Raw genomic sequence first — 20262 nt, 5'->3', positions numbered from 1 at the left:
TCAGTGCCCTCCTTCGCCCGTGCCCGTGGCCCTCGGCATCGCGGCAGGCGCCTCCGCCCCCGCCGCCTCGACGCGGCGCCCCGAGAGGAGCGCGTCGAACGCCGCCTTCGCCGTCCAGTGCTCGCGCAGCGCCTCGACCGCCGCGAGCTCGGCGTCGAGCTGCTCGCGGTGCGCCGAGAGCAGCTGGAAGACGCCGACCTGCATCGCGTTGTACTGGAGCAGCGTCTGCTCCAGGACCCGCTTGCGCGCGGGGAGGACGACGCGCTCGTAGTGCCGCGCCCGCGCGTGCGCGGACGCGAGCCGGTTCCGGGCGTCGCGGACCGCCGAGCGGACGTCGACGGCGCGCCCGTGGTAGCGCTCGAGCAGGCTGTCGAACTCCGCCGTCTGCGCGGCCTCGGCGCCGCCCCGCCGGTTGAAGATCGGGAGCGCGACGCGGAGCCCGGCGCCGAGGACCCACGGGTGCTCGTCGACCTCGCCGCGCTCGGGGAGCTCCCGCTCGCCGCGCACGCTGATCGACATGTCCGGCACCCAGCCCTCGGCGCGCAGGGCGCCGGCCCGGCCGGCCGCGGCGTCGAGCCGGCTGCGCAGCTCCGCGAGCTCGAGGCTCGCCCGCACGGCCTGCGTCTCGGCGCGCGCGGGCGTCGCGACCGCCTCGGGCGCCGGCGGGAGCGGGCCGGCGATCGTCCACGCGGTCGCCGCGCCGGAGAGGCCGAGCAGCCGGTGGAGCCGCTCGCGCTGCGTGAGGAGCTCGAGCTCGATCTGCGCCGCCGTGACGCGCGCCTCCTCGTACCCGGCCTCCTGCGTCGCCACGTCGAGCTCCGGGACGTTGCCCGCCGCGAAGAGCGCGCGGGCGGCGTCGCGGGCGGCGGCGAACGCGTCGAGCGCGCGGTTCGCGATGCCGAGGCGCTGCTCCGCCGCCTGCGCGGCGTAGAACGCGGCGCGGACCTGGTAGCCGAGCTCGATGACGGCGCCGGCGGCGCGGAAGCGCGCCGCCTCGTGCTCCGAGCGCGCCGCCCGCGCGCGGAGCGGCGACAGGAGCGCCGAGGTCAGATCGATCTCGACCGCGAGCTCGACGTGCGTGTGCTCGAGCCCGTCCTGCCGCGGCATGACCTCGACCTCGATCTCCGGGTTCGGCAGCGCGCCGGCCTGCTCGAGCTGGCCCCGGGCGACGCCGACCTCCTTGAGCGCGGCGCGCAGCTCGCGGTTGTTGAGCAGGGCGAGCCGCACCGCGGCGTCCGCGGTGAGCGGCCGTCGGGGCGCCTGGCCGGGGGAGCGCGCGTCGCCGGCGGGCTCCGGGTCGACGGCGTCGGACGTCGCGCTCGGCGGGAGCTCCGCGCCGGAGAGCGCGCGGATCCGCGCGATGTCGGCGGTGGCCGAGGGGGCGCCGCAGCCGGCCGCGGCCGCGGCGATGAGGGCGAGGACCGCCGCGCGCGGCGCGAGGCGCGCGGCGAGCGGGCGCGAACGACGGGGTTCAGTGCGCATGGGCGGGCTCCTTGGGCCTGGGCGGGCCGGCCGGCGGCGTCAGCGCCGGCGCGGCGCCGTGGTCGTGGTGCTGGTGACCCCCCGGCGGCGTCGGAGCCGGCGCAGGACCGCTCGGCGGCGTCGAGGCCGGCGCGGGGCCGTGGTCGTGGTGCTGGTGACCGCCCGGCGGCGCCGGGGCCGGCGCGGCGCCGTGGTGATGGTGGTGATGGTGATGCTGGTGAGGATCGGCGCCTGGCGCCGACGCCGGCTCGAGCCCAACCCAGCCAGCGGTGGGCTCTCCGGGCAGCGGAGGGTCCTCGGAGAGCGCAACGCCGATCCGCGGCGCGGGCGCCTCTGCGGCCTGCGGTGAGGCGGCAGACGATGCGGGGAAGCTCGCGGGAACGCTGCGCGGCGCGCAGCCGGCGAGCGCAACGACGAGGATCAGCAGGGCGTTCGGCCCAGCGAGGTGACGTGGTTTCATGGAAGCCGCTCCAGCATCGGCGAGCGCGATCACTTGCGGCGCTCGACGACGATGACGCCCCGTAGCATGTTCATGCCGCATTTGAACTCGATCTCTCCCGGGCTCAGCGCGGGAAGATCGATCACCACCGGCACGTTCGTCGGCAGCTCGCGCCGGATCCCGAGGGAAGCGAACACGACCTCGCGCGAGCAAGGCGAGTAGTCCCGCCGGACCACCTTCAGGCGGACCCGCTCGCCCTCGGTGACGACGATGCGGCTCGGCTTGTAACCGCCGTCCACCACGATCTCGATCTCGCGGACGGCCTGCGGCGATGGGGCGGGCGCCTCCTCCGCCGCGGCGCTCGGCGGGCGCAGCGAGGGGGCGAGGAGCGAGGCAGCGAACAAACCGGAGACGACAAGGCGACGCGTCATGACCATGGGTACCTTCGTTCGGGGTTGTGCCTGGCGGACGCGCGCGCCCCGGCGGCATTACACGGTCTTCGATCGAATCCCTTGGCTGCCGTGCGGGAGGCATGGCTCAGCCTGCCCGGCGGCGTGTTCGGGTGTCCCGTCCGTCGTCGGGCTGGCCAGCGTCGACATCGGCGCTCTCCGCGTGGTGCCCCCGGGGGACTGCCCACGTCGAGGCTAGGCGTGGATGTACACGAGCGTCCCGCCCTTGTCGTTGAACGCGGCGTGCCAGCCCTCGGGGACGGGGGGATCGGTCCACGCGAACAGCCACGCGGCGTCGGCGGGCGCGAGGTTCACGCAACCGCTGCTCCGCACCTTGCCGAACGCGTCGTGCCAGTAGACGCCGTGCAGCGCATAGCTGTTGTGGAAGTACTGGACATAGGGCACGTCGCGCAGATCGACCGACGTCTCGCTGAGATCGTCGCCGTCCATCGTCGCCGTGACGTGCTTCTCGCGGACGAAGAACGTGCCCTGCACGGTCGCGCTCGTGGTCGCCGGGTCGGCGAGCTCGCCCTTGCCCGTCGACACCAGGGTCGCGAAGACGGGGCGCACGCCCTCGTAGGCGACGAGCATCTGGAGCTCGATCGAGATGTCGATCCACTTCCGGCCGCGCGCCGCCTGCCCCCAGAAGTCGCGGCCCAGCCGCGCGACGCGCAGCGCGGACGCGGGGATCCACGCGCCCGCGTCCGTCTCGGCATAGGCGCCGCCGGCGGCCGTCTTGCCCGTGAGCACCCAGCCGGAGCGGTACGGCGCCCAGGCGTCCGGCTTGAGCTCGCCCGAGGCGTCCGGCTTCAGCGTGCGCACCCCGTGGTGCATGACGAACGCCGGGGTCCCCTCGGTCGTCACCTCGACGCCGCGCATCGCCGTGGGGACGACGGCGGAGGTGCGGTCGATCGGGATGAGATCTAGCTCGGTCGTCAGGCCGAAGCGCCGCCCGGTCCACGCGAAGGTCGAGATCAGGCCGAAGGCCGAGTCGGCCCGCGCGCGCCCGCGGTGCGCGGGGAAGCGGACCTTCTCGGCGGCGCCGAACGGCTTCGGCAGGTCGCGGCGGCTCGCGAAGAAGGGCGTGAGCGGCTCCGGCTCGCCGAGGAGCGCCTCGTCGCGGAGCGACCACGCCGGGGTGCCCTGGCTGCGCGAGCGCCCCTCGACGCGCCGCTGCTCCGCCTCGCTCGGCAGGTGGACATAGAGGTGCGGCGGCGGCTTCCGCGACACGACGTAGCGGTAGGGATACGGCTGCCCGCGGCGCGGGCCGGCCGGCGTTGCGGCGACGATCTCGTGGTTCAGGTCGAGCGAGGCGCCCTTGCCGACGCACACGAAGCCGCGGGGGTGCACGGCGTACCACCCGCCGGGGCACCCCGCGTCGCCCGACGGCGCCGCCGCGCGCTCGACGACCGCGCCGGCCCGCAGGTACCCCACCTTGGCGGCGCCGCGCTCGGGCGACGCGTACACGAACGTGCGCATCGCGATGCTCGCGAGCTTGTCGCCGCGCCCGGGGCGCAACGCCTCCCGGGTCGCCGCGGGCTCGGCCTCGCCGCCGGCGCCCGCGTCGAGGGCGGCGAGCAGCTCGGAGGGGCCGGAGGCGGCCGGCGGCTGCTCGGGGGCGGCCTGCAGCGCGGCGGCCGAGCGCCCCGGCGGCTCCTCGCCCGGGCCGCAGGCGGCCGCGAGGGCGGACGCCGCGAGCGCCACGGCGCGGAGCGACCGACCCGGGCCACCGCGATGCCGCGCGCGCGTCTCCACGAAAGAGCAAGCCATCATCGACGACGGGCCTCGTCTAGCTCAGAGGCCGCCCGCCGGCCAGAGGGCGTCGCCACACGGCGCGCCGCGCGTGCGCCGGAGGAGGAGCGGACCGAGCAGCTCGGTGTCTGGCTCGGCTGCCAGCCCGTGTCTCCCATCGCGTGCTGGAGGGTGGAGGCCCGACAGCATGCGATCGAGCCGATCCTCGACCCACGAACTCGGAGGAGCCCTGGCGAGCTCGTAGCCGACCTCTCCGTTGACATCCACCACTAAACCGGTACAGCGATCCGAGCAACGGAGCGCGCGCGAGGCAGCCGCGCCGATGGGACCATATCTCGGCGTAGGCGACCTCAGCATTGAGCCGGGCGGGACCGCGACGCCGGCGGTCCGGCGCTGGCTCTTCTTGATGCGGCGCTCCCGTTAACGCGGCGCTCCAGACGGGACCCGCCAGCCTTGTCCGTCGGTTTGAGGATAGTCGCCGGCCGGCCGATTCGGATTGACGCCTCCAAATGTTAACGTTAACAATCTGGTGCTTCGGGTTCCCTTGTCGTGAAGGGAGAAGGAATTCCAAGCGCATGGAAACGTCAGTCCCCGACTGACGGCGCTGCCCCCTGGCCGGCAGAGCATTCTCGTGCGCTCCGAGGTTCCTCCTGCCGGTCCACCCTGCAGGAGCGAAGCTATCTCAACAGGTCATCCATGCATCCAAGGCGCCGCCCTCACGCCGCCGCCTGCGGGAGCTCGTCCACAGTTGCCCCGCGAAGGAGCATTCCTGGCGAGGTCAGGGCCGCCGCAAACCGCCGAAATCGCTGATATCCGCTGTCCAATCTGTTGTTCACGAGGAGCCATGCGAAACTTAATCCATCGATATCTTTACGTGGCGCTGATCGGCCTCACGCCGCTCGGCGGCGCATGCTCGGACGGGACCGACCCCGCCCCCGATCCGGGTACCGGCGGCACGGCGACCGACGCCGCCAGCACGACCGGCGTGGGAGGCGGCGCGGGCGGCGCCGGCGCTGCGGGCGGCGCCGGCGGCGGGACCGGTGGCCAGGGAGGCGACGACCAGCTCGTTTGCCCACCTGCGCCAGCAGAGACCGGGGCTTATGCGATCGACGCGACCGGCGTCACCTTCACCGTGGGAACCGGTCTGCTGAAGCTGGAGGTTTGCAACGAGAGCATCATCCGCGTCCAGTACACCAACGCCGCTTCGCTCCCCGACAAGACCTCTCTGTCCGTCAACAACAAGTGGGACACACGGAGCTTTTGCGTCGAGGAAAATTCAGGGGTCGTGACCATCACCACCACGCGCCTGAAGGCCAGCGTCGACACGGCCAGCGGCTTGGTCACCTACGCCGACTTGGACGGCAACGTCATCTTGTCGGAAGACAGCAAGACCGTGACCCCAGCGACCGTCGAGGGGGTCAGCACGAACCGCGTCGAGACCGTGTTCAAATCGCCCTCTGACGAAGCCCTGTTCGGCCTCGGCCAGCACCAGGACAACGTGATGAACCGCAAGGGCACGAAACGACGCATCGTCAACGTCAATACAGAGATCAACATTCCGGTACTGGTGTCCAACAAGGGTTACGGGATCTTCTGGGACAACTACTCCGTCTCGGAGTTCGACGGGTCCGAGTCCAACAACACGAAGTACAGCTACTCGTCCGAAGCGGGCGAGATGGTGGACTACTATTTCTTCTATGGTCCAAGCATCGACCAGGTCGTCGCCGGCTACCGCACCGCGACCGGCGCAGCCCCGATGTTCCCCAAATGGGCCTACGGGCTCTTCCACTCGAAGGACAAATACGGCAGCCAGTCCGAGCTGCTGAGGGTCAAGGACGGCTACCGCGACAACAACATTCCGCTCGACTGCATCGTTCAAGACTGGGACTACTGGACCCCGTACGCGTGGGGCTCCCATCTCATGGATGAGAGCCGCTATCCCAATCCAGCGTCTCTGATCGCTCAGATGCACGACGATAACGTCCATACGGTGATATCGATCTGGCCATTGTATCAACGCGTGAACACGGAGAGGAAGCCGGGAGAGCTGGACAACTATCGCGCGCTCGATGAAATTGGGGCGCTGTACGCCAGCGGCGGCTCACACCACTTCTATGACACCTTCAACCCCGCCGCCAGGGCCCTGGTGTACCAGCAGATCCATGATCGCCTGCTGGGGCCGCACGGCTGGGACGGCATCTGGGCCGACAACACCGAGCCGCAGGGCTATCCGGACGCCGTCAACGTGCGGGCGGCAAATACCGCGATCGGCAAGGGGGCGCTGTACGTGAACGCTTATCCCCTGCAACACTCCGCGGGGCTGTACGAGCATTGGCGCAGCATCGGCCCGAAAGGGAAGCGAGTCTACAACCTCACCCGCAGCGCCTTCGCCGGCCAGCAGCGATACTCCACGACGTGCTGGTCGGGAGACATCAACAGCGACTTTCCGACCTATGTCAAGCAGATCCCCGCGGGGCTCAACTTCTCGCTGGCGGGGATGCCCTACTGGACCACGGACATCGGCGGGTACTGGGGCCACAACGTGAACTGGAGCACCAGCGCGAACAACGAGCTCTTCACCCGCTGGTTCCAGTATGGCGCGTTCTCGCCGATCTTCCGGATCCACGGAGGCGGGTCGAGGGAGCTGTACGGCAACAGCTGGAGCGCCGCCACCAAGGCCAACCTCCTCAAGATCGACAACCTGCGCTATCGGCTGATGCCTTACATCTACTCATTGGCATGGAAGGTGACCAGCGAAGGCTACACCATCATGCGGCACCTGGTCTTCGACTATCCCAGCGATCAGAAGGTGTTCGATATCAAGGATCAGTTCCTGTTCGGGCCATCCTTCCTGGTCAATCCAGTGACCGTCGCGGGCGCCACCAGCCGCTCCGTCTATCTCCCCGCGGGGACCTGGTACAATTTCTGGACAGGCGCGACGACGAACGGCGGGAGCACGGTCACGGCCCCCGCGCCGCTGAGCGAGCTGCCGCTCTTCGTCAAAGCGGGCTCGATCGTCCCCATGGGCCCCAACATCCAGTATGCAACGCAGAGCATCGACCCGCTGGAGATCCGGATCTATAAAGGCCAAAACGGGTCCTTCACCCTGTACGAGGACGAGGGCGACAGCTATGATTACGAGGACGGGCAATACTCGCAAATCCCGCTCACGTGGGACGAGGCCACCCAGGACTTGACCATCGGCGCAAGGGAGGGGAGCTATGACGGGATGCCGGCCACCAGGACGTTCAAGATCGTGTGGGTAGGCGAAAGTCATGGCGCCGGCGTCGACGTCACCGCCGCCGCGGATCAAACGGTCACGTACAATGGCTCGAAGGTGGTCGTGAGCGCAGACTGAGCGACGGCCCGCACCTCCACGACACCCCGCGGCCTTGCGTCGACGCGCGGGCAGACGGAGGCTCGGCCACGCGAAGCTAGGGCGCGCTCCACCGCGCGTCGCCCTCGAGCGCCCAGCCGAGCGCCCGCCGCGTCTCCTCGGCGACCGGCCCGTCGTACCGGTGCCCGGCCTCCTCGCTGCGCACCACCCGCGTGAGCACGCCCGCCTTCTCGAGGCGCGCGGCCGCCGCCTTCGCCGCGGCGCCGCACCCGGCCTGCGCGCAGACGAAGAGGACGCGCTGCCCGCCGCCGTCCGCGAACGCCCTGGCCGCCTTCGGCGTCCACTTGTCGTGTCCGCCCTCGACCAGCACGAGCCGCGGGAAGAGCGCCGCCCGCCGCGCGGCGATCGCGGAGCCCATGATCGCGCCCAGCGAGAAGCCGGTGTAGAGCAGCGCGCCGGGGTCGACGTGCTCGGGAAAGCGCGCGCGCAGCGCCGCGAGCCCCGCGTCGATCTCCTGCTCCAGGCGCGCGTTGCTCTCGTACGTGAAGCGGACGTCGCTCGCCGACGGCGAGTCGGACCGCGCGACGCCGCGCGGGCACAGGATGAACGCGTCGCCCCCCGCGATGTCGCGCCACACCTGGCACTGCCACTCGGGCCGGTCGTAGTTGCCGTGCGAGGCGATGAGCACCGGGCGCCGCGCCGTGGCGCCGATCGGCACCGACACCACCGCGCTCGCGAACCCGTCGACCGGGAGCTCCACGAACGGCGCATCCGCGCGGAGCGGCGCGACCGCCGCGGTGCCGGCGGGCGCGGCGCCCTCCGCCGCGGAGGCGGGCGCGGCGGCGTCCCCCGTGGGCGCCAGCGTCGCCCCGCCGTCCGCGGCGGGCGCGGCGCCCTCTCGCGCCGCGGCGGGCGCCGCGCCCTCCGGCGCCGCGGCGGGCGCGGCGCTGGGCGGCGCGGGCGAAGGCCCGGCGGCCCGGCCCGCGCGGTCGCACCCCGGCGCCGCCGCCGCGAGGAGCGCGATGCAAACGAGCGGGCGGGAGAGCGAAGCGGCGGTGGGCGTCATCCGACCCAGGATGACGCATCGTCGCCGCGGAGACGACGCGCAGGCCGGCGGAAGCTCGAGCGGACGAGGCGCGGCGACCTACGGCAGCGCTACGGCAGCGCCTCGGCGAGCTTGTCCGCGAGCGGAGCGCCCCAGCCGGTCGGATAATCCCAGCCGCGCCCCGCGCTGAACCCCTCGCCGTTCCCGTCGTTGGTCTTGCCCTCGGTGATGTCGCGGAAGGCCGCCTGCACCTTCGCGTCGGTGTAGAGCGCCCGGTTCAGCCACCCCACGACGGGCTTGTCCTGCGCGAGCCGCCGGCTGTTCACCGTCGCCATCAGCCCGGCGAACACCGGGGCGGCGAACGACGTGCCGCTGCGCCGCTCCCACTCGCCCAGGTAGTAGAGCCAGTACGTGGAGTCCCCCGAGGCGTTCAGCGCGACATCGGAGACGGCGCGCCGCCCCTGCGCGTCCAGGACGACGCCCTCCTGCCACCACGGGGTCTCGAACTGGCGCGATCGCCCCGACCCCGAGCCGCTCCACGCGACCTCGCGCGCGACCTCGCCGTCGCCGCCGAACTCGAGCCGGGTCCCGCCGACGCACGTCACGTACGGGCTCGACGACGGCACGTCCGGCTTCGCCGAGTCGCCGCCCGCGACGACGATCGTCATCCCGAGCGCCGCGCCCATCCGCGCCGCCTCGTGGTACTGCCGCCGGATCGGCTCCGCCTCGGTCTCCTCGCGGTGCGCGAACGACGTCGAGAGCACCGACACCTCGCCGGCCGCGATCGCCTCGTTCCACGCGTAGAGGATCGAGAGGGTGCGCGCGTCCGGCCCCTCGTACGCGATGAGCTCCGCCTCGGGCGCCATCGCGCCCGCCCACTCCGTGTCCAGCGTCGTCTCGAGGTAGCGGGTCGAGACCGGATCCGCCGTGACCACGACCTCCGGGTTGTCGCGCGACGTGATGCCGAACGATTGCCAGAACGACTGGAGATCGCGGGTCTTGAAGTGCGCCCCGACCACGATGCCGAGCTTCACGCCCTGCCCGCGGTGCCCCTCGTCGTGGAGCTTGTCGACCGCGTAGGCGCGCGCGATCTGCGCGGGCGTGACCCCCTGCTCTTGCCCCTCCGGCGGCGTCTTCTCGATCGAGCCCGTCTCGCCGGGGAGCGGATCGGTGTCCGCCGGGACGTCGACCGCGATGACGCCCGACGTGAGGTCGATGATCTTCTGCGGCGGCCTGAGCGGATCGAGCGCGCCGAACGTGCGCAGCGGCTTGCCGCCCTTCGAGGGGTTCTCGCGCTCGAAGTCGCGCAGCTCGGTGTCGAAGGCGGTGTTGAACTGCTCCACCGTGCCCGCGAACTCGAGCAGGAGCCGGTTCTTGGACCGGCGCCGGATCTCCATCTTGTGCTGGGTGAGCCAGGCCTCGACGGCCGCGATATCGCTCTCGGACGGGGCGTGGCGCTCCATCCAGGTGTCGACCGACATGTACTTCCGGAACGTCTCCGGCTTCCCGGGGTCGTACATGTCCTCGATCGCGCTCTCGAGCCCGGGGACGTCCCGGGTCGGGAACCCGATCAGCGCGCGGAAGCGGTCCTCCTCCGGCGCCGGGCCGAAGTCGAGGTAGACCCCCGCGAGCGGCCGCGGGAGGCCGCTCGGGAGCACCGGTCCATCATCCCCGCACCCCACCGCGGCGAGGGCGAGCGGCGCGACGCACCAAACCGAGAGCGAACGCATCAACGAGGGCCTTGCCAGCGAGGGGGGAGGAGGTCGTCAGGCGAGGCTCAGCACCAGACGTGCTCGACGAGGTAGCAGGTGTACGTCCCCGGATACCAGGTCTCCGGGCGCCCGCCGGTGACGTTGTCGGTGCAGATCTCGCAGTACGCGTGGATGCACTCGGGGTCGGTGGTCTGCGGGCTCGCCCCCGGGGACTTCAGGGGCTTCTCCGAGTAGAAGAACCCGTCGGCCTTCAGCTGATCGAGCTCGCTCTCCGACAGCTTGCCGAAGGCGGCCGCGTCCGAGGCGATGCTGAACCTGTCGTCCGAGCTCTCCGTCAGCACGGGCGCCGGGTAGTCGCCGTAGTCGGCGCTCTCCACCGCGGCCATCTGCTCCGAGAGCAGGATCTCCTTGCCGTCGCCGGTGGAGAGCTTGATGCGCGCGTAGTCGATCGGCGCCGCCGAGTAGTCGAAGGCATAGACCGTCTTCTGGTCCATCTCGAGGCTCAGGAACCCCGCCTCCGGGAGGTCGGCCTGCGTGATCCGCTCGTGCGTCACCGCGTCATCGACGACCGGCTCCTCCGACGCGCCGCATCCGGTAAAACCGGCCGCCGCGATGACGCCGAGCGCAACACTGAGAGCGAGCGATTTGGAAGAACGGATGGACTGTCGGATCATGTTGGGCGTTCCTTTCTTTGGGCTCACTGACGGAGGTCACCTGGCCTAGCGCTGACCAGAGGGAGCTCCACCCCTGTCGGTCCTTCGAGCGATGGCTGCCTGTTGGACCCCACGACTCCCGCGAGTCGAGCCGAATGAGGGGAAGATGATTTCAAACGGTGCCGCAGCCCCCCCATACCTGGCAAGCAAATTCCCGGCGCGAAAGAGAATTCCATCGTTCTTTCTGCGGCATAGTGGTCGGGACGGTGCGCTGTGCGGGCCCGGCGTACCTGCCGCAGTACAGCGGGCGCACTGCGGGAATCAGGGGTTGCCTTGAGAGCCGGTCACGGACATACCGGAGCCTACATGGTGGACGAGCAGCGCGCGCGGTCCAGGCGCGTCGAAACGACGGCTGAGTCCGACATCGTGGTGCTTGACGGCCCGCTCGGGACCGAGCTCGCAGCGCGGGGGGTCGCGACGCCGGCGCCGCTCTGGAGCGCGGCGGCCCTGCTCGACGCGCGCGGCTGCGACGTCGTGCGCGCGATCCACCGGGATTACGCGCGCGCCGGCGCCACGGTGCACACGGCGAACACGTTCCGCACGAAGCGCAGGCAGGCGGGCGCCGCGTGGGCCGAGCTCCTCGCGCGCGCGGTCTCGCTCGCGCGCGAGGCCATCCGCGAGGTGGACCCGCGGCACCGGATCGCCGGCAGCATCGCGCCGCTCGAGGACTGCTACCGGCCGGATCTCAGCCCGGCCAGCGCGCGGCAGGAGCACCGCGAGCTCGCGCAGGCGCTCGCGGCGGCGCGCGTCGACGTCCTGCTCTGCGAGACGTTCCCGCACGTCGGCGAGGCGCTCGTGGCGCTCGAGGAGGCCGTCGCCACGGGCGTCGAAGCGTGGGTGTCGTTCACGGCGGGGCCGGGCGCGGATCTCCTCTCGCCCGAGGACATCGGCGCCGCCGCGCGGGAGGCGGCCGCCCGCGGCGCGCGGGCCGTCCTGGTCAACTGCACCCCGGCGACGCGCACGCTCGAGCACGTCGAGCGGCTCGCGGCGTGCGGCGTCCCGTTCGGGGCCTACGCGAACGCCGGCGCCGAGGCCGAGGGGCTCGGCTGGGCCGAGGGGCAGGGCCGCCCTTCGGCCGCGCGCTACGCCGACCTCGCGCGCGGCTGGATCGAGGCGGGCGCCACGATCGTGGGCGGCTGCTGCGGGACGGGGCCCGCGCACGTCGCGGCGCTGCGCGCGCTCGCCGACGAGGCGGCGCGCCGCCCCGCGGGGCCTCTGCGCTGAGGCGCCGATCGCCGGTTGCTCTCCCTGGGTCGACGTGCCACCGATGCCCGAGGCGCAGGGCGGCGCCGGCGCGGCGCCCTGCAGACGATCCAGGTCCCGAGATGACACGCAGTCGCGATCGGCGACACACCACGGAGACGGAGCGCACGATGATCGACCTCTATTACTGGCCCACCCCGAACGGCTGGAAGATCAGCATCATGCTCGAGGAGACGGGCCTCCCGTACAAGCTCATCCCGGTCAACATCGGGCGGGGCGATCAGTTCAAGCCGGAGTTCCTCGCGATCAGCCCCAACAACCGGATGCCCGCGATCGTCGATCACGATCCGCCGGGCGGCGGGGCGCCGATCTCGGTGTTCGAGTCGGGCGCGATCCTGCTCTACCTCGCGGAAAAGACGGGCCAGCTCATCCCCTCGGACGTCCGGGGTCGTTATGAGGTGACCCAGTGGCTCATGTGGCAGATGGGCGGCCTCGGCCCGATGAGCGGTCAGGCGGGGCACTTCGGCCAGTATGCGCCGGAGAAGATCCCGTACGCGATCGAGCGCTACACGAACGAGGTCCGCCGGCTCTACGGCGTGATGGACAAGCGGCTCGCGGATCGGCCCTACCTGGCGGGCGAGTACTCGATCGCCGACGTCGCGAGCTTCCCCTGGGCGATGCTGTACGATCGGTACGGGGTCTCCGCCGACGAGCTCCCGAACTTCAAGCGATGGATCGATGCGGTGCGCGCGCGGCCGGCCGTCGCGCGGGGGCTCGCGGCGGGGAGCGAGCTGCGGAACCAGAGCCAGTCGCTCGACGACGAGGCGAAGCGCTGGCTGTTCGGCAAGAAGCCCCAGGCGTGAGCCGCCCGTCCGCGGCGCGCGTGAGGTGCGGCCTCCGCGCCCCGCGGCGGTGCGCTCGAGCGTCGCGGGCGCGCAACGCCTCGTGAACGGGGCTGCGGTCTGGGCGGACGGCTCGACCTCGGACGACCGTCCCGTCCCGGCGCCCCGGCGATGCACACGCGGCTCGAGCGACGCGCTTCCGAGCAGGGCGAGGCCGTCGCGCGACGCGCCTCGCGGGCGGATCATCGCCCTGCGCACCGGAGGAGCGGTGCGCCCTGGCTGGACCGGGACGCCGATCGCGCGCGCTGCATCTTCCGCCCCCCCAACGTCAAGCATGCCGGGAGCGGAAACGTATGCACACGTCGAACAGGCACACACCCTGCTCTGCGGTGAGCCGAGATGTCTGGGCCTGCTGGGCCCTCGCGGACATCGGGGGGAACCGATCATGTCGATGCATAGCAAGATGCTGGTGCCTGCAGTTCTTTTCGCTGCCCTCGCCGCCGGTTGCGCGGTGAGCGCCGACGAGGCCGATCTCGATCAAGCCGAGCTCGACGAGGCCTCGATCGCGTCGGCCGAGCAAGCGCTCGGAGGGGCGCGGGGCGGATACGTGGGAATGGGCACGTCGCAGCTCGGTCCCAGCCAGGCGGGGCTCATCCCCAGCCAGGCGGGGCTCATCCCCAGCCAGGCGGGGCTCGTCCCCAGCCAGGCGGGGCTCGTCCCCAGCCAGGCGGGGCTCGTCCCCAGCCAGGCGGGGCTCGTCCCGAGCAAGGGCTCTTTTGGCCCGAGCAAGGGCTCTTTCGGTCCGAGCAAGGGCTCTTTCGGCCCGAGCAAGGGCTCTTTCGGCCCGAGCAAGGGCTCTTTCGGTCCGAGCAAGGGCTCTTTCGGTCCGAGCAAGGGCGAGATCCCGTCGAAGGCTGGGTTCGGCTACGGCGCCCAGCAATCCGGCCAGGCGATGCTGGGCCAGATGGGCCAGTACGCAGGCGTTGGCCAGACCGCCGCCCTCGGCCAGACGGCCATCGGTCAATCGGGCGCTTACGGCCACGTCGGCCAGCTGGGCGTCGGCCAGCAGTCGGCCTTCGCGCCCGGCGCCACGGGCCAGACCGGCGGGTTCGGCCAGCAGCGCAACCCCTGATCTCCCCGCGCGCGAGCCCCTCCGGCTCACCGGAGCCGTGATGGGCCGCGCCCCGCACGGCGATCCGGAGCACGAGGCCGCCAAGACGCCAGGACCCGAGGAGACCCTTTGCGGCCTCCCCCGTGCCCTCGGCGTCTCGGCGGTCCGATCCCCGCTCGTCCGAGCCCCGGGGGGAGCCGCGCGCAGGGCAGGATCCGCCCCTGGATCCTCCGCGCCTCGGGCTGTCAGAACACGACGGTCCGGCGGCCCTCGACGATGACCCGCCGCTCCAGGTGCGCCCGGACGGCGCGGGAGAGGACGAGGCGCTCCACGTCGCGCCCCACCCGGGTCATCTCTTCCGGACCCAGCTGGTGATTCACGCGCGCGACGTCCTGCTCGATGATCGGCCCCTGGTCCAGGTCCCGCGTGGCGTAGTGCGCCGTCGCGCCGATGAGCTTCACGCCGCGCGCGTGCGCCTGATGGTACGGCTTCGCGCCCTGAAACGCGGGCAGGAACCCGTGGTGAATGTTGATGACGGGCGGCCCTTCATCGAGGATCTGCTCGGACAGGATTTGCATGTACCGCGCCAGGACGACGAGATCGACATGGTGCCTCTTCAGCAGGTGGAGCACCTGGCGCTCCTGCTCGCGCTTCGTCTCCGGGGTGATCGGGAGACAGAAGAAGGGGATTCGGAAGCTCTCGGCCACCGCCTCGAGCGTGGGGTGATTGGAGATGACGAGCGGGATCTCGCAGCGGAGCTCGCCCGCGCGCTGCCGGAGCACGAGATCGTAGAGGCACGCTGGATCCTTGGTCACGAGGATCGCCATCTTCGGGACGTGATCGCTGTAGTCGACCGACCAGCGCGCCGAGAGCGACGTGGCGAGCTCGCGAAAGGCGGCCTCGATCGCGCTGCGGGTGGCCGAGCCGCCCAGGGCGGTGACCGCGGCCGGCGACGAGAGACCGGACAGATCGACGACGAGGCGCATGAAGAAGCGCGGTCCCTCGTCCGTGAACGCATCCGTGTGATTGCTCGCGTCGATGATGTTCAGGCCGATGTTGTAGAAGAAGCCCGCGAGTCGCGCGACGAGCCCGGGCTGGTCGGGCGCGGCGACGAGGAAGGTTGCGTGGACAGGACCCGTCATGCGGGCCATGGTGCTCGCCCCGAGGCAGCGGCGCAAGCGCGGGGCGCGGCGGGCCGGCGGGGGCGCTAGCGCCCCTCGCCGCTCTCCGAGGACGGCGGCCCCGACGGATCCTCCGCGCCCCTGGGCGCCAGCGTGGAGAGCTCCGCCCAGGGGATGCGCACGGTGCGCTCGACGTCGCGCAGGTGGGCGCTGTCGTTGTAATAGATGAGGTGCCAGGCCTCCGCGCGACCCCAGCGCCGCCGGCGCTGCCAGTGGGTGAGCGACGTGTGGCGGGTGGCGAAGTGCGCCACCGGAAACGCGAGCGCGTTCATCTTGAAGAAGTGGAGGAACGCGACGTCGATGAAGCCGCCGTGCGTGACGATCGCGATCGTCCGCCCCTCGTGCTCGCGGGTGATGCGATCGAGGGCGACGGAGACCCGCAGCATGAACTGAGCCCAGCTCTCCCCGCCGGGGCTCGCCGGGCGGTAGGGCTCGCGCTCGAAATCGATCGCATAGCGCACCATCGCCTCTCCGACGGGCATCCCGTCCGCCTCGCCGGGGCGGAGCTCCTGGACGTCGTCGTCGAGCGTGACGGGCAGCCCCAGGGCGGGGGCGACGATCTCGGCGGTCTGCTGCGCCCGGCGAAAGGAGCTCGCGATCAGGACGTCGGCGGCGAGCTCGCGCGTCGCGGCCAGGCGATCGCGCAGCCGCTCCGCCTGGAGGATCCCGAGCGACGTCAGCCCGGTGTCCCCGCGCATCCCGCCCACGATATGGTTCACGTTGACGAGCGCTTCTCCGTGCCGGATGAGATAGAGGTTCGTCACGATCTGAGCCTCCGAGGCGCGCGACCTGGCGAGGGGGACGGCCGCGCGGGGCGGTCCGCGCCCGCTAGGAAGAGCAAGGCCCCCCTCGAATGTCAAGGGTTTGTGCCGCGGCCGCGCGGGCGCTCAGGGGCAGCCGTGGAGGAGCGCGAAGAAGGCCGCGCTCTCCGAGCAGACCTGCTCGCCGCGCAGGGCGCTGCAGAAATCGTCGGCCGTGCGGAAGGCCTTCTCTCCGGTGCTGCCCTCGATGCAGGAGATCGAGTAGACGAACCGCGGACCGCTCTCTCCAAGCTCGCCGGGGCTCCCCGGCTCGGACGCGCCGCCCACCTGGGCGCCGCTGCCGCCGGCGTCCTCCGGCGGATCGACGCCGAACGCCGGGAATACCACGATGGGCAAGAGGCCGAAGAGGCCTGCTACGAAATGCGGGACCATGAGCTCACCTCCAACATCGATGAAAATGCATCCGCGTACGAGGTAGCGAGTGCATCTGTCGTATCGACATGCATTCGACAGGCCAGCTCGGCTCATGTCCGCCCATTGCACACGGCCGCGCGGCGAGCGCGCTCCCGAGCGAGGGAGCCGGCCCGTCCGGGCCGGAGGAGGCGCCGGGCCCGATCGCCGGGGCCCCGCCGCGCCGCCGCCCGGGGCCCCGCGCGCTGGCAAACGCGGCCCGCGGGCCGGTTTGCCAGCGCGTTGGGCCGCGCTTGCCAGCGCGCTCGGACATGGCCTACAAGGCGGGCCCCTGAAGGAGATCTCATGTACCGTCGCAGCTTCATCGCGGCCGCGCTGCTCGGCGCCGCGGCCCTCGTCGGGTGCGCGCCGAGCTGGCGCGTCGTGACCCAGGCGAGCCCCGCTCCGTTCGTAGGCCAGCGGTATTTCGCCCTGATGCCCATCGACTTCGTGGGCCTCCAGATCATCGACCAGTCCGAGGACCGGTACCTCGCCGGCAAGGACGGGGACGACTACCAGCGCTTCATGGCCGACAAGGACTCCATCAACGAGGAGTTCGCGAAGGCCCTGGTCGAAGGCGCCAAGGAGGAGGGTATCGAGGTCGCGGAGGCCGCCGGCACGACGTCGGCGCCGTTCGTGCTCAAGCCCTATGTCGGCTACATGAACCCCGGCTTCTACGCGGTCGTCTCCTCGGCTCCCAGCCAGATCCGGCTGACCTTGCGGATCACGACGCGGGACGGCAAGGTGCTCGACGAGGTCCAGTTCTCGAGCCGCACGCCGTCGCCGATCCCGAACACGGCCCTGAGCGCGGCCGACGCGGACAAGCTGACGATGGGCGGCCGCTGGCGCGAGGACGCGCGCGTGATCGCCGCCTACGCGGCCCGCTACCTCGCGTCGCGCGTCGCCCCCTAGCGCGCGCCGCGGCGGAGCGCGCCCTCCTCCCCCCGGGCGCCTCCAGGCCCGGGGAGCCGCGCCCTCGCGGCGCCGCGCGGGCCGCGCGGGCCGCGCGCGCCGCGGCGGCCGCACGCCCGCTTCACAGCAAGATCCCGCGGAGCAGGAGCTCGGCCACGCTGAAGTAGATCACGAGGCCGGAGACGTCGACGAGGGTCGCGACGAACGGCGCCGAGGCGCTCGCCGGGTCGAAGCGGAGCGCCCGGAGCGCGAACGGCAGGAGCGCGCCCGCGAGCGTGCCCCACGTCACGACGCCGACCAGGCTGATGGCCACGGTCAGCGCGAGCAGCACGTAGTGCCGCCCGTAGGCCCCGAAGAGCTGCTCCCAGGCGAGGACGCGCAGGAAGCCGATCCCGCCGAGGATGCCGCCGAGCAGGAGGCCCGACGCGAGCTCCCGGCGGCTGACGCGGAAGAAATCGCCGATCCGGATCTCGCCGAGCGCCATCGCCCGGATGACCAGCGTCGTCGCCTGAGATCCGGAGTTGCCCCCGCTCGAGATGATGAGCGGCACGAAGAGGGCCAGCACGACCGCGCGGGCGATCTCGTCCTCGTAGTGCCCCATCGCGGTGGCGGTGAGGAGCTCGCCCACGAACAGCGCGGAGAGCCAGCCCGCGCGCTTGCCGAGCATCTTGAAGAGCGGGGTCCGGAGGTACGGCGCGTCGAGCGCCTGCATGCCGCCGAGCTTCTGGATGTCCTCGGTCGCCTCCTCCTCCACGACGTCCACGATGTCGTCGGCGGTGACGATCCCCTTCATGCGGCCCTCGCCGTCGACGACGGGGATCGCCACGAGATCGTGCTCCGCGAAGCGCCGCGCGACCGCCTCCTGGTCGGCGTCCTCGTTGACCGAGACGACGTCGGTCTTCATGACGTCGCTGATCCGGAGGTGGCCGGGCGCGATCATGAGCTGCCTCAGCGACACCACGCCGCGCAACCGCTGCTCGGCGTCGAGCACATAACCGTAGTAGACGGTCTCGAGGTGATCCCGGGCCTGCCGCTTGAGGTAGCTGATCGCCTCGTCGACCGTCGCCTCCGGCCGCACGCGCGCGAACCACGGGCTCATGAGCCCGCCGGCCTCGTCCTCCGCGTAGGCGAGGAGGGCGCTCACCTCCCGGCGCGTCGGCTCGTCGAGCAGCGAGAGGAGCTCTTCCTGCGCGGCCGGGCACACCTCGAGGAGGATGTCCGCCACGTCGTCGGGCGCGAGCAGGCGGAGCCACAGCCTCCGCTCGCCCTTGGTGAGGGCGGCGAGGAGCGCGGCCTGGTCGGCGGTGGGGAGGCCCTGGAAGAAATCCTCCGCCTCCTCGCGCCGCAGGCGGCGATAGGCCTGCACCCGCTCCTCGTTCTCCAGGGCCGGCCACGACACGGACAGCTCGGCGGCCGAGAGCGTCTCGTTCGCCTGGATGGGCGGGCGTTCCATCATCGCCTCACCTCGTCGAGCGCCTGGCCCGCCCCGTCGGCGTCGCCCGGCAGAAGGTGCTCAGTCAGAGGGGCTGAGCGGCAAGCTCGACCCTCGATCCACGGTGATCAGCCGGTTAGCAACGCGCGCGCCACGGCCGCGCCGGCCACGCTGGCCGCGCCGCCCGCGGCGCCGCCCGCCTGCGCCAGCGGCCAGCGCTACGCGTCAGCGCTCCGCCTGGGGCGGCCCAATCGCCCTCCGGCACATTCCGATATCCTCGAATTTTTACTTGGCCAATCAAACCGTGTCGACGCGCGGAGTTCGGTTTGACAGAAGCCCGCCGCGACGACTAGGATGGAAGCGCTTTCCTTGGCTTGTCTGGTAATATGAAATCTTCGCCTGAGGCTGTCACGATGAACTCCGGCGCTCGGCCGACGGTGCGCATGGAGGAGGTGGCCCGGCACGCCGGGGTGTCGCCGGCGACGGTCAGCCGGGTCCTGAACGATCGGGGCAAGTGCAGCGCGAAGACGCGCGAGCGGGTGCTCGCCGCGATACGCGATCTCGGCTACGTGGCGAACGCGGCCGCGAGGAGCCTCGCGCAGGGCCGGACAGGCTCGCTCGGCTTTCTCCTGCCCACCATCGGCACCGAGTTCATGTCGAGCTTCCTCCAGGTCGTCGCGAGCGCGGCCACCGAGGAGGGGTATGATCTCCTCATCGCGTTGCGCTCGGAGAGCTCGCTGCGTCGGATGCTCGGCCGGCACAACACCGATGGCGTCCTGATCTTCGGCTCCGCGATGGGCGAGGCGAGCCTGAGGCGGCTCGCGGCCGAGGGGTTCCCGGCGCTCCTCGTCTATCGAACGCCGCCCCCGGGCCTCTCGTTGCCGAGCATCGCCATCGACAACGAGGCGGGCGTGCGGGAGTCGGTCGAGCACCTGATCCAGGCGCACGGCCGGCGTCGCGTCGCGTTCCTGCGGGGCCCCGCGGGGAACGAGGACGCGGGGCGGCGCGAGGAGGCGTATCGGGCGACCCTCGTGCGCCACGGCCTCCCGGTCGATCCGCGCCTCTGCCGCAGCGGGCTCAGCGCCGAGGAGGCGCGCGCCTCGACGATGGCGTGGCTCCGCGAGCAGGCGCCGTTCGACGCGGTCGTCGGCTGGTGCGACGCCGCCGCGATCGGCGCGATGGATGCGCTGCGGAGCGAGGGCCGGAGCGTCCCCGCCGACGTGTCGGTGGTGGGGTTCGACGACATCGGCCCCGCGCGGCACCTCGATCCGGCGCTCACCACGGTCCGCCCGCCGACGGAGCTCGTCGCGAGGCTCGCCGTCCGGGAGCTCGTGCGGCTCGTCCAGAGCGGCCAGCGCGGCGCCGGGGAGCCGCAGCCGCGGCTGGCCGTCGAGCTCGTCCTGCGTCGCTCCTGCGGCTGCTCGCGCTGACGAGCGCCGCT

The 20262-nt window shown here is 71.8% G+C and carries 17 protein-coding genes; 6 read left to right on the top strand and 11 right to left on the bottom strand.

The genetic code is table 11. The features are described 5' to 3' along the window. The 4 genes from WME98_RS27475 to WME98_RS27460 form a co-directional block, all read right to left on the bottom strand. Window positions 1–1482, bottom strand: a complete 1482-nt coding sequence (locus WME98_RS27475; protein WP_437944663.1) for a TolC family protein — start codon at window positions 1480–1482, stop codon at window positions 1–3. Next, a complete protein-coding gene (locus WME98_RS27470) occupies window positions 1472–1942 on the bottom strand; it encodes a hypothetical protein (RefSeq protein ID WP_437944662.1) in 471 nt (156 codons plus the stop codon). Before WME98_RS27470 ends, WME98_RS27475 begins: the two co-directional genes overlap by 11 nt. Before the next feature lie 29 nt (window positions 1943–1971). Next, complete coding sequence (locus tag WME98_RS27465) at window positions 1972–2352, bottom strand: cupredoxin domain-containing protein (RefSeq protein ID WP_437944660.1); 381 nt, start codon at window positions 2350–2352, stop codon at window positions 1972–1974. Between the two features lie 213 nt (window positions 2353–2565). Next, window positions 2566–4143: a L,D-transpeptidase gene (locus WME98_RS27460; protein WP_437944659.1), complete on the bottom strand. Its 1578-nt coding sequence runs from the start codon at window positions 4141–4143 to the stop codon at window positions 2566–2568. Window positions 4144–4966: 823 nt separating this feature from the next. Here WME98_RS27460 and WME98_RS27455 point away from each other — a divergent pair. Beyond that, a complete protein-coding gene (locus WME98_RS27455) occupies window positions 4967–7480 on the top strand; it encodes a glycoside hydrolase family 31 protein (RefSeq protein WP_437944658.1) in 2514 nt (837 codons plus the stop codon). A 76-nt stretch (window positions 7481–7556) separates the two neighbouring features. Here the strand turns inward: WME98_RS27455 and WME98_RS27450 are convergent, their stop codons facing one another. From WME98_RS27450 to WME98_RS27440, 3 genes are all read right to left on the bottom strand, one after another. Beyond that, window positions 7557–8525 carry a hypothetical protein gene (locus tag WME98_RS27450; protein WP_437944657.1) on the bottom strand — a complete coding sequence of 323 codons (969 nt, stop codon included), beginning with the start codon at window positions 8523–8525 and terminating at the stop codon, window positions 7557–7559. A gap of 89 nt (window positions 8526–8614) precedes the next feature. After that, a complete protein-coding gene (locus WME98_RS27445; protein ID WP_437944656.1) occupies window positions 8615–10234 on the bottom strand; it encodes a S53 family peptidase in 1620 nt (539 codons plus the stop codon). A gap of 47 nt (window positions 10235–10281) precedes the next feature. Further along, complete coding sequence (locus WME98_RS27440; protein ID WP_437944655.1) at window positions 10282–10890, bottom strand: hypothetical protein; 609 nt, start codon at window positions 10888–10890, stop codon at window positions 10282–10284. Between the two features lie 405 nt (window positions 10891–11295). On the opposite strand from WME98_RS27440, the gene WME98_RS27435 reads away from it, so the two are divergent. The 3 genes from WME98_RS27435 to WME98_RS27425 all read left to right on the top strand — a co-directional run bounded on the left by WME98_RS27435 (window position 11296) and on the right by WME98_RS27425 (window position 14106). Further along, window positions 11296–12153 (top strand): homocysteine S-methyltransferase family protein, encoded by an 858-nt coding sequence (locus WME98_RS27435; protein ID WP_437944654.1) that lies wholly within the window; start codon window positions 11296–11298, stop codon window positions 12151–12153. Between the two features lie 149 nt (window positions 12154–12302). Further along, a complete protein-coding gene (locus tag WME98_RS27430; RefSeq protein WP_437954027.1) occupies window positions 12303–12995 on the top strand; it encodes a glutathione S-transferase N-terminal domain-containing protein in 693 nt (230 codons plus the stop codon). Window positions 12996–13419: 424 nt separating this feature from the next. Then, complete coding sequence (locus WME98_RS27425; protein ID WP_437944653.1) at window positions 13420–14106, top strand: hypothetical protein; 687 nt, start codon at window positions 13420–13422, stop codon at window positions 14104–14106. Window positions 14107–14330: 224 nt separating this feature from the next. On the opposite strand, the gene purU is transcribed toward WME98_RS27425, so the two are convergent. From purU to WME98_RS27410, 3 genes are all read right to left on the bottom strand, one after another. Further along, on the bottom strand, window positions 14331–15227 hold the full coding sequence (gene purU, locus WME98_RS27420) for a formyltetrahydrofolate deformylase (RefSeq protein WP_061628066.1): 897 nt from the start codon (window positions 15225–15227) through the stop codon (window positions 14331–14333). Window positions 15228–15292: 65 nt separating this feature from the next. Continuing rightward, window positions 15293–16030, bottom strand: coding sequence for a histidine phosphatase family protein (locus tag WME98_RS27415; RefSeq protein ID WP_061628065.1), 738 nt, complete (start codon window positions 16028–16030; stop codon window positions 15293–15295). Window positions 16031–16153: 123 nt separating this feature from the next. Next, window positions 16154–16459, bottom strand: coding sequence for a hypothetical protein (locus WME98_RS27410; protein WP_061628064.1), 306 nt, complete (start codon window positions 16457–16459; stop codon window positions 16154–16156). Window positions 16460–16783: 324 nt separating this feature from the next. On the opposite strand from WME98_RS27410, the gene WME98_RS27405 reads away from it, so the two are divergent. Continuing rightward, window positions 16784–17389 (top strand): hypothetical protein, encoded by a 606-nt coding sequence (locus WME98_RS27405; RefSeq protein ID WP_437944652.1) that lies wholly within the window; start codon window positions 16784–16786, stop codon window positions 17387–17389. Window positions 17390–17510: 121 nt separating this feature from the next. Here WME98_RS27405 and mgtE read toward each other — a convergent pair whose 3' ends face one another. Beyond that, window positions 17511–18845, bottom strand: coding sequence for a magnesium transporter (gene mgtE, locus WME98_RS27400; protein WP_437335794.1), 1335 nt, complete (start codon window positions 18843–18845; stop codon window positions 17511–17513). 389 nt (window positions 18846–19234) lie between these two features. On the opposite strand from mgtE, the gene WME98_RS27395 reads away from it, so the two are divergent. Continuing rightward, entirely contained in the window at window positions 19235–20251 is a 1017-nt protein-coding gene (locus tag WME98_RS27395; protein ID WP_437944651.1) for a LacI family DNA-binding transcriptional regulator, read from the top strand. Window positions 20252–20262 lie beyond the last annotated feature (11 nt).

The organism is Sorangium sp. So ce296 (assembly GCF_051529605.1).
In the GTDB taxonomy this organism is placed as follows: domain Bacteria; phylum Myxococcota_A; class Polyangia; order Polyangiales; family Polyangiaceae; genus Sorangium; species Sorangium cellulosum_D.
Note: the sequence above shows the minus strand (reverse complement) of the source record. Positions and strands in the feature narration are given on the sequence as shown.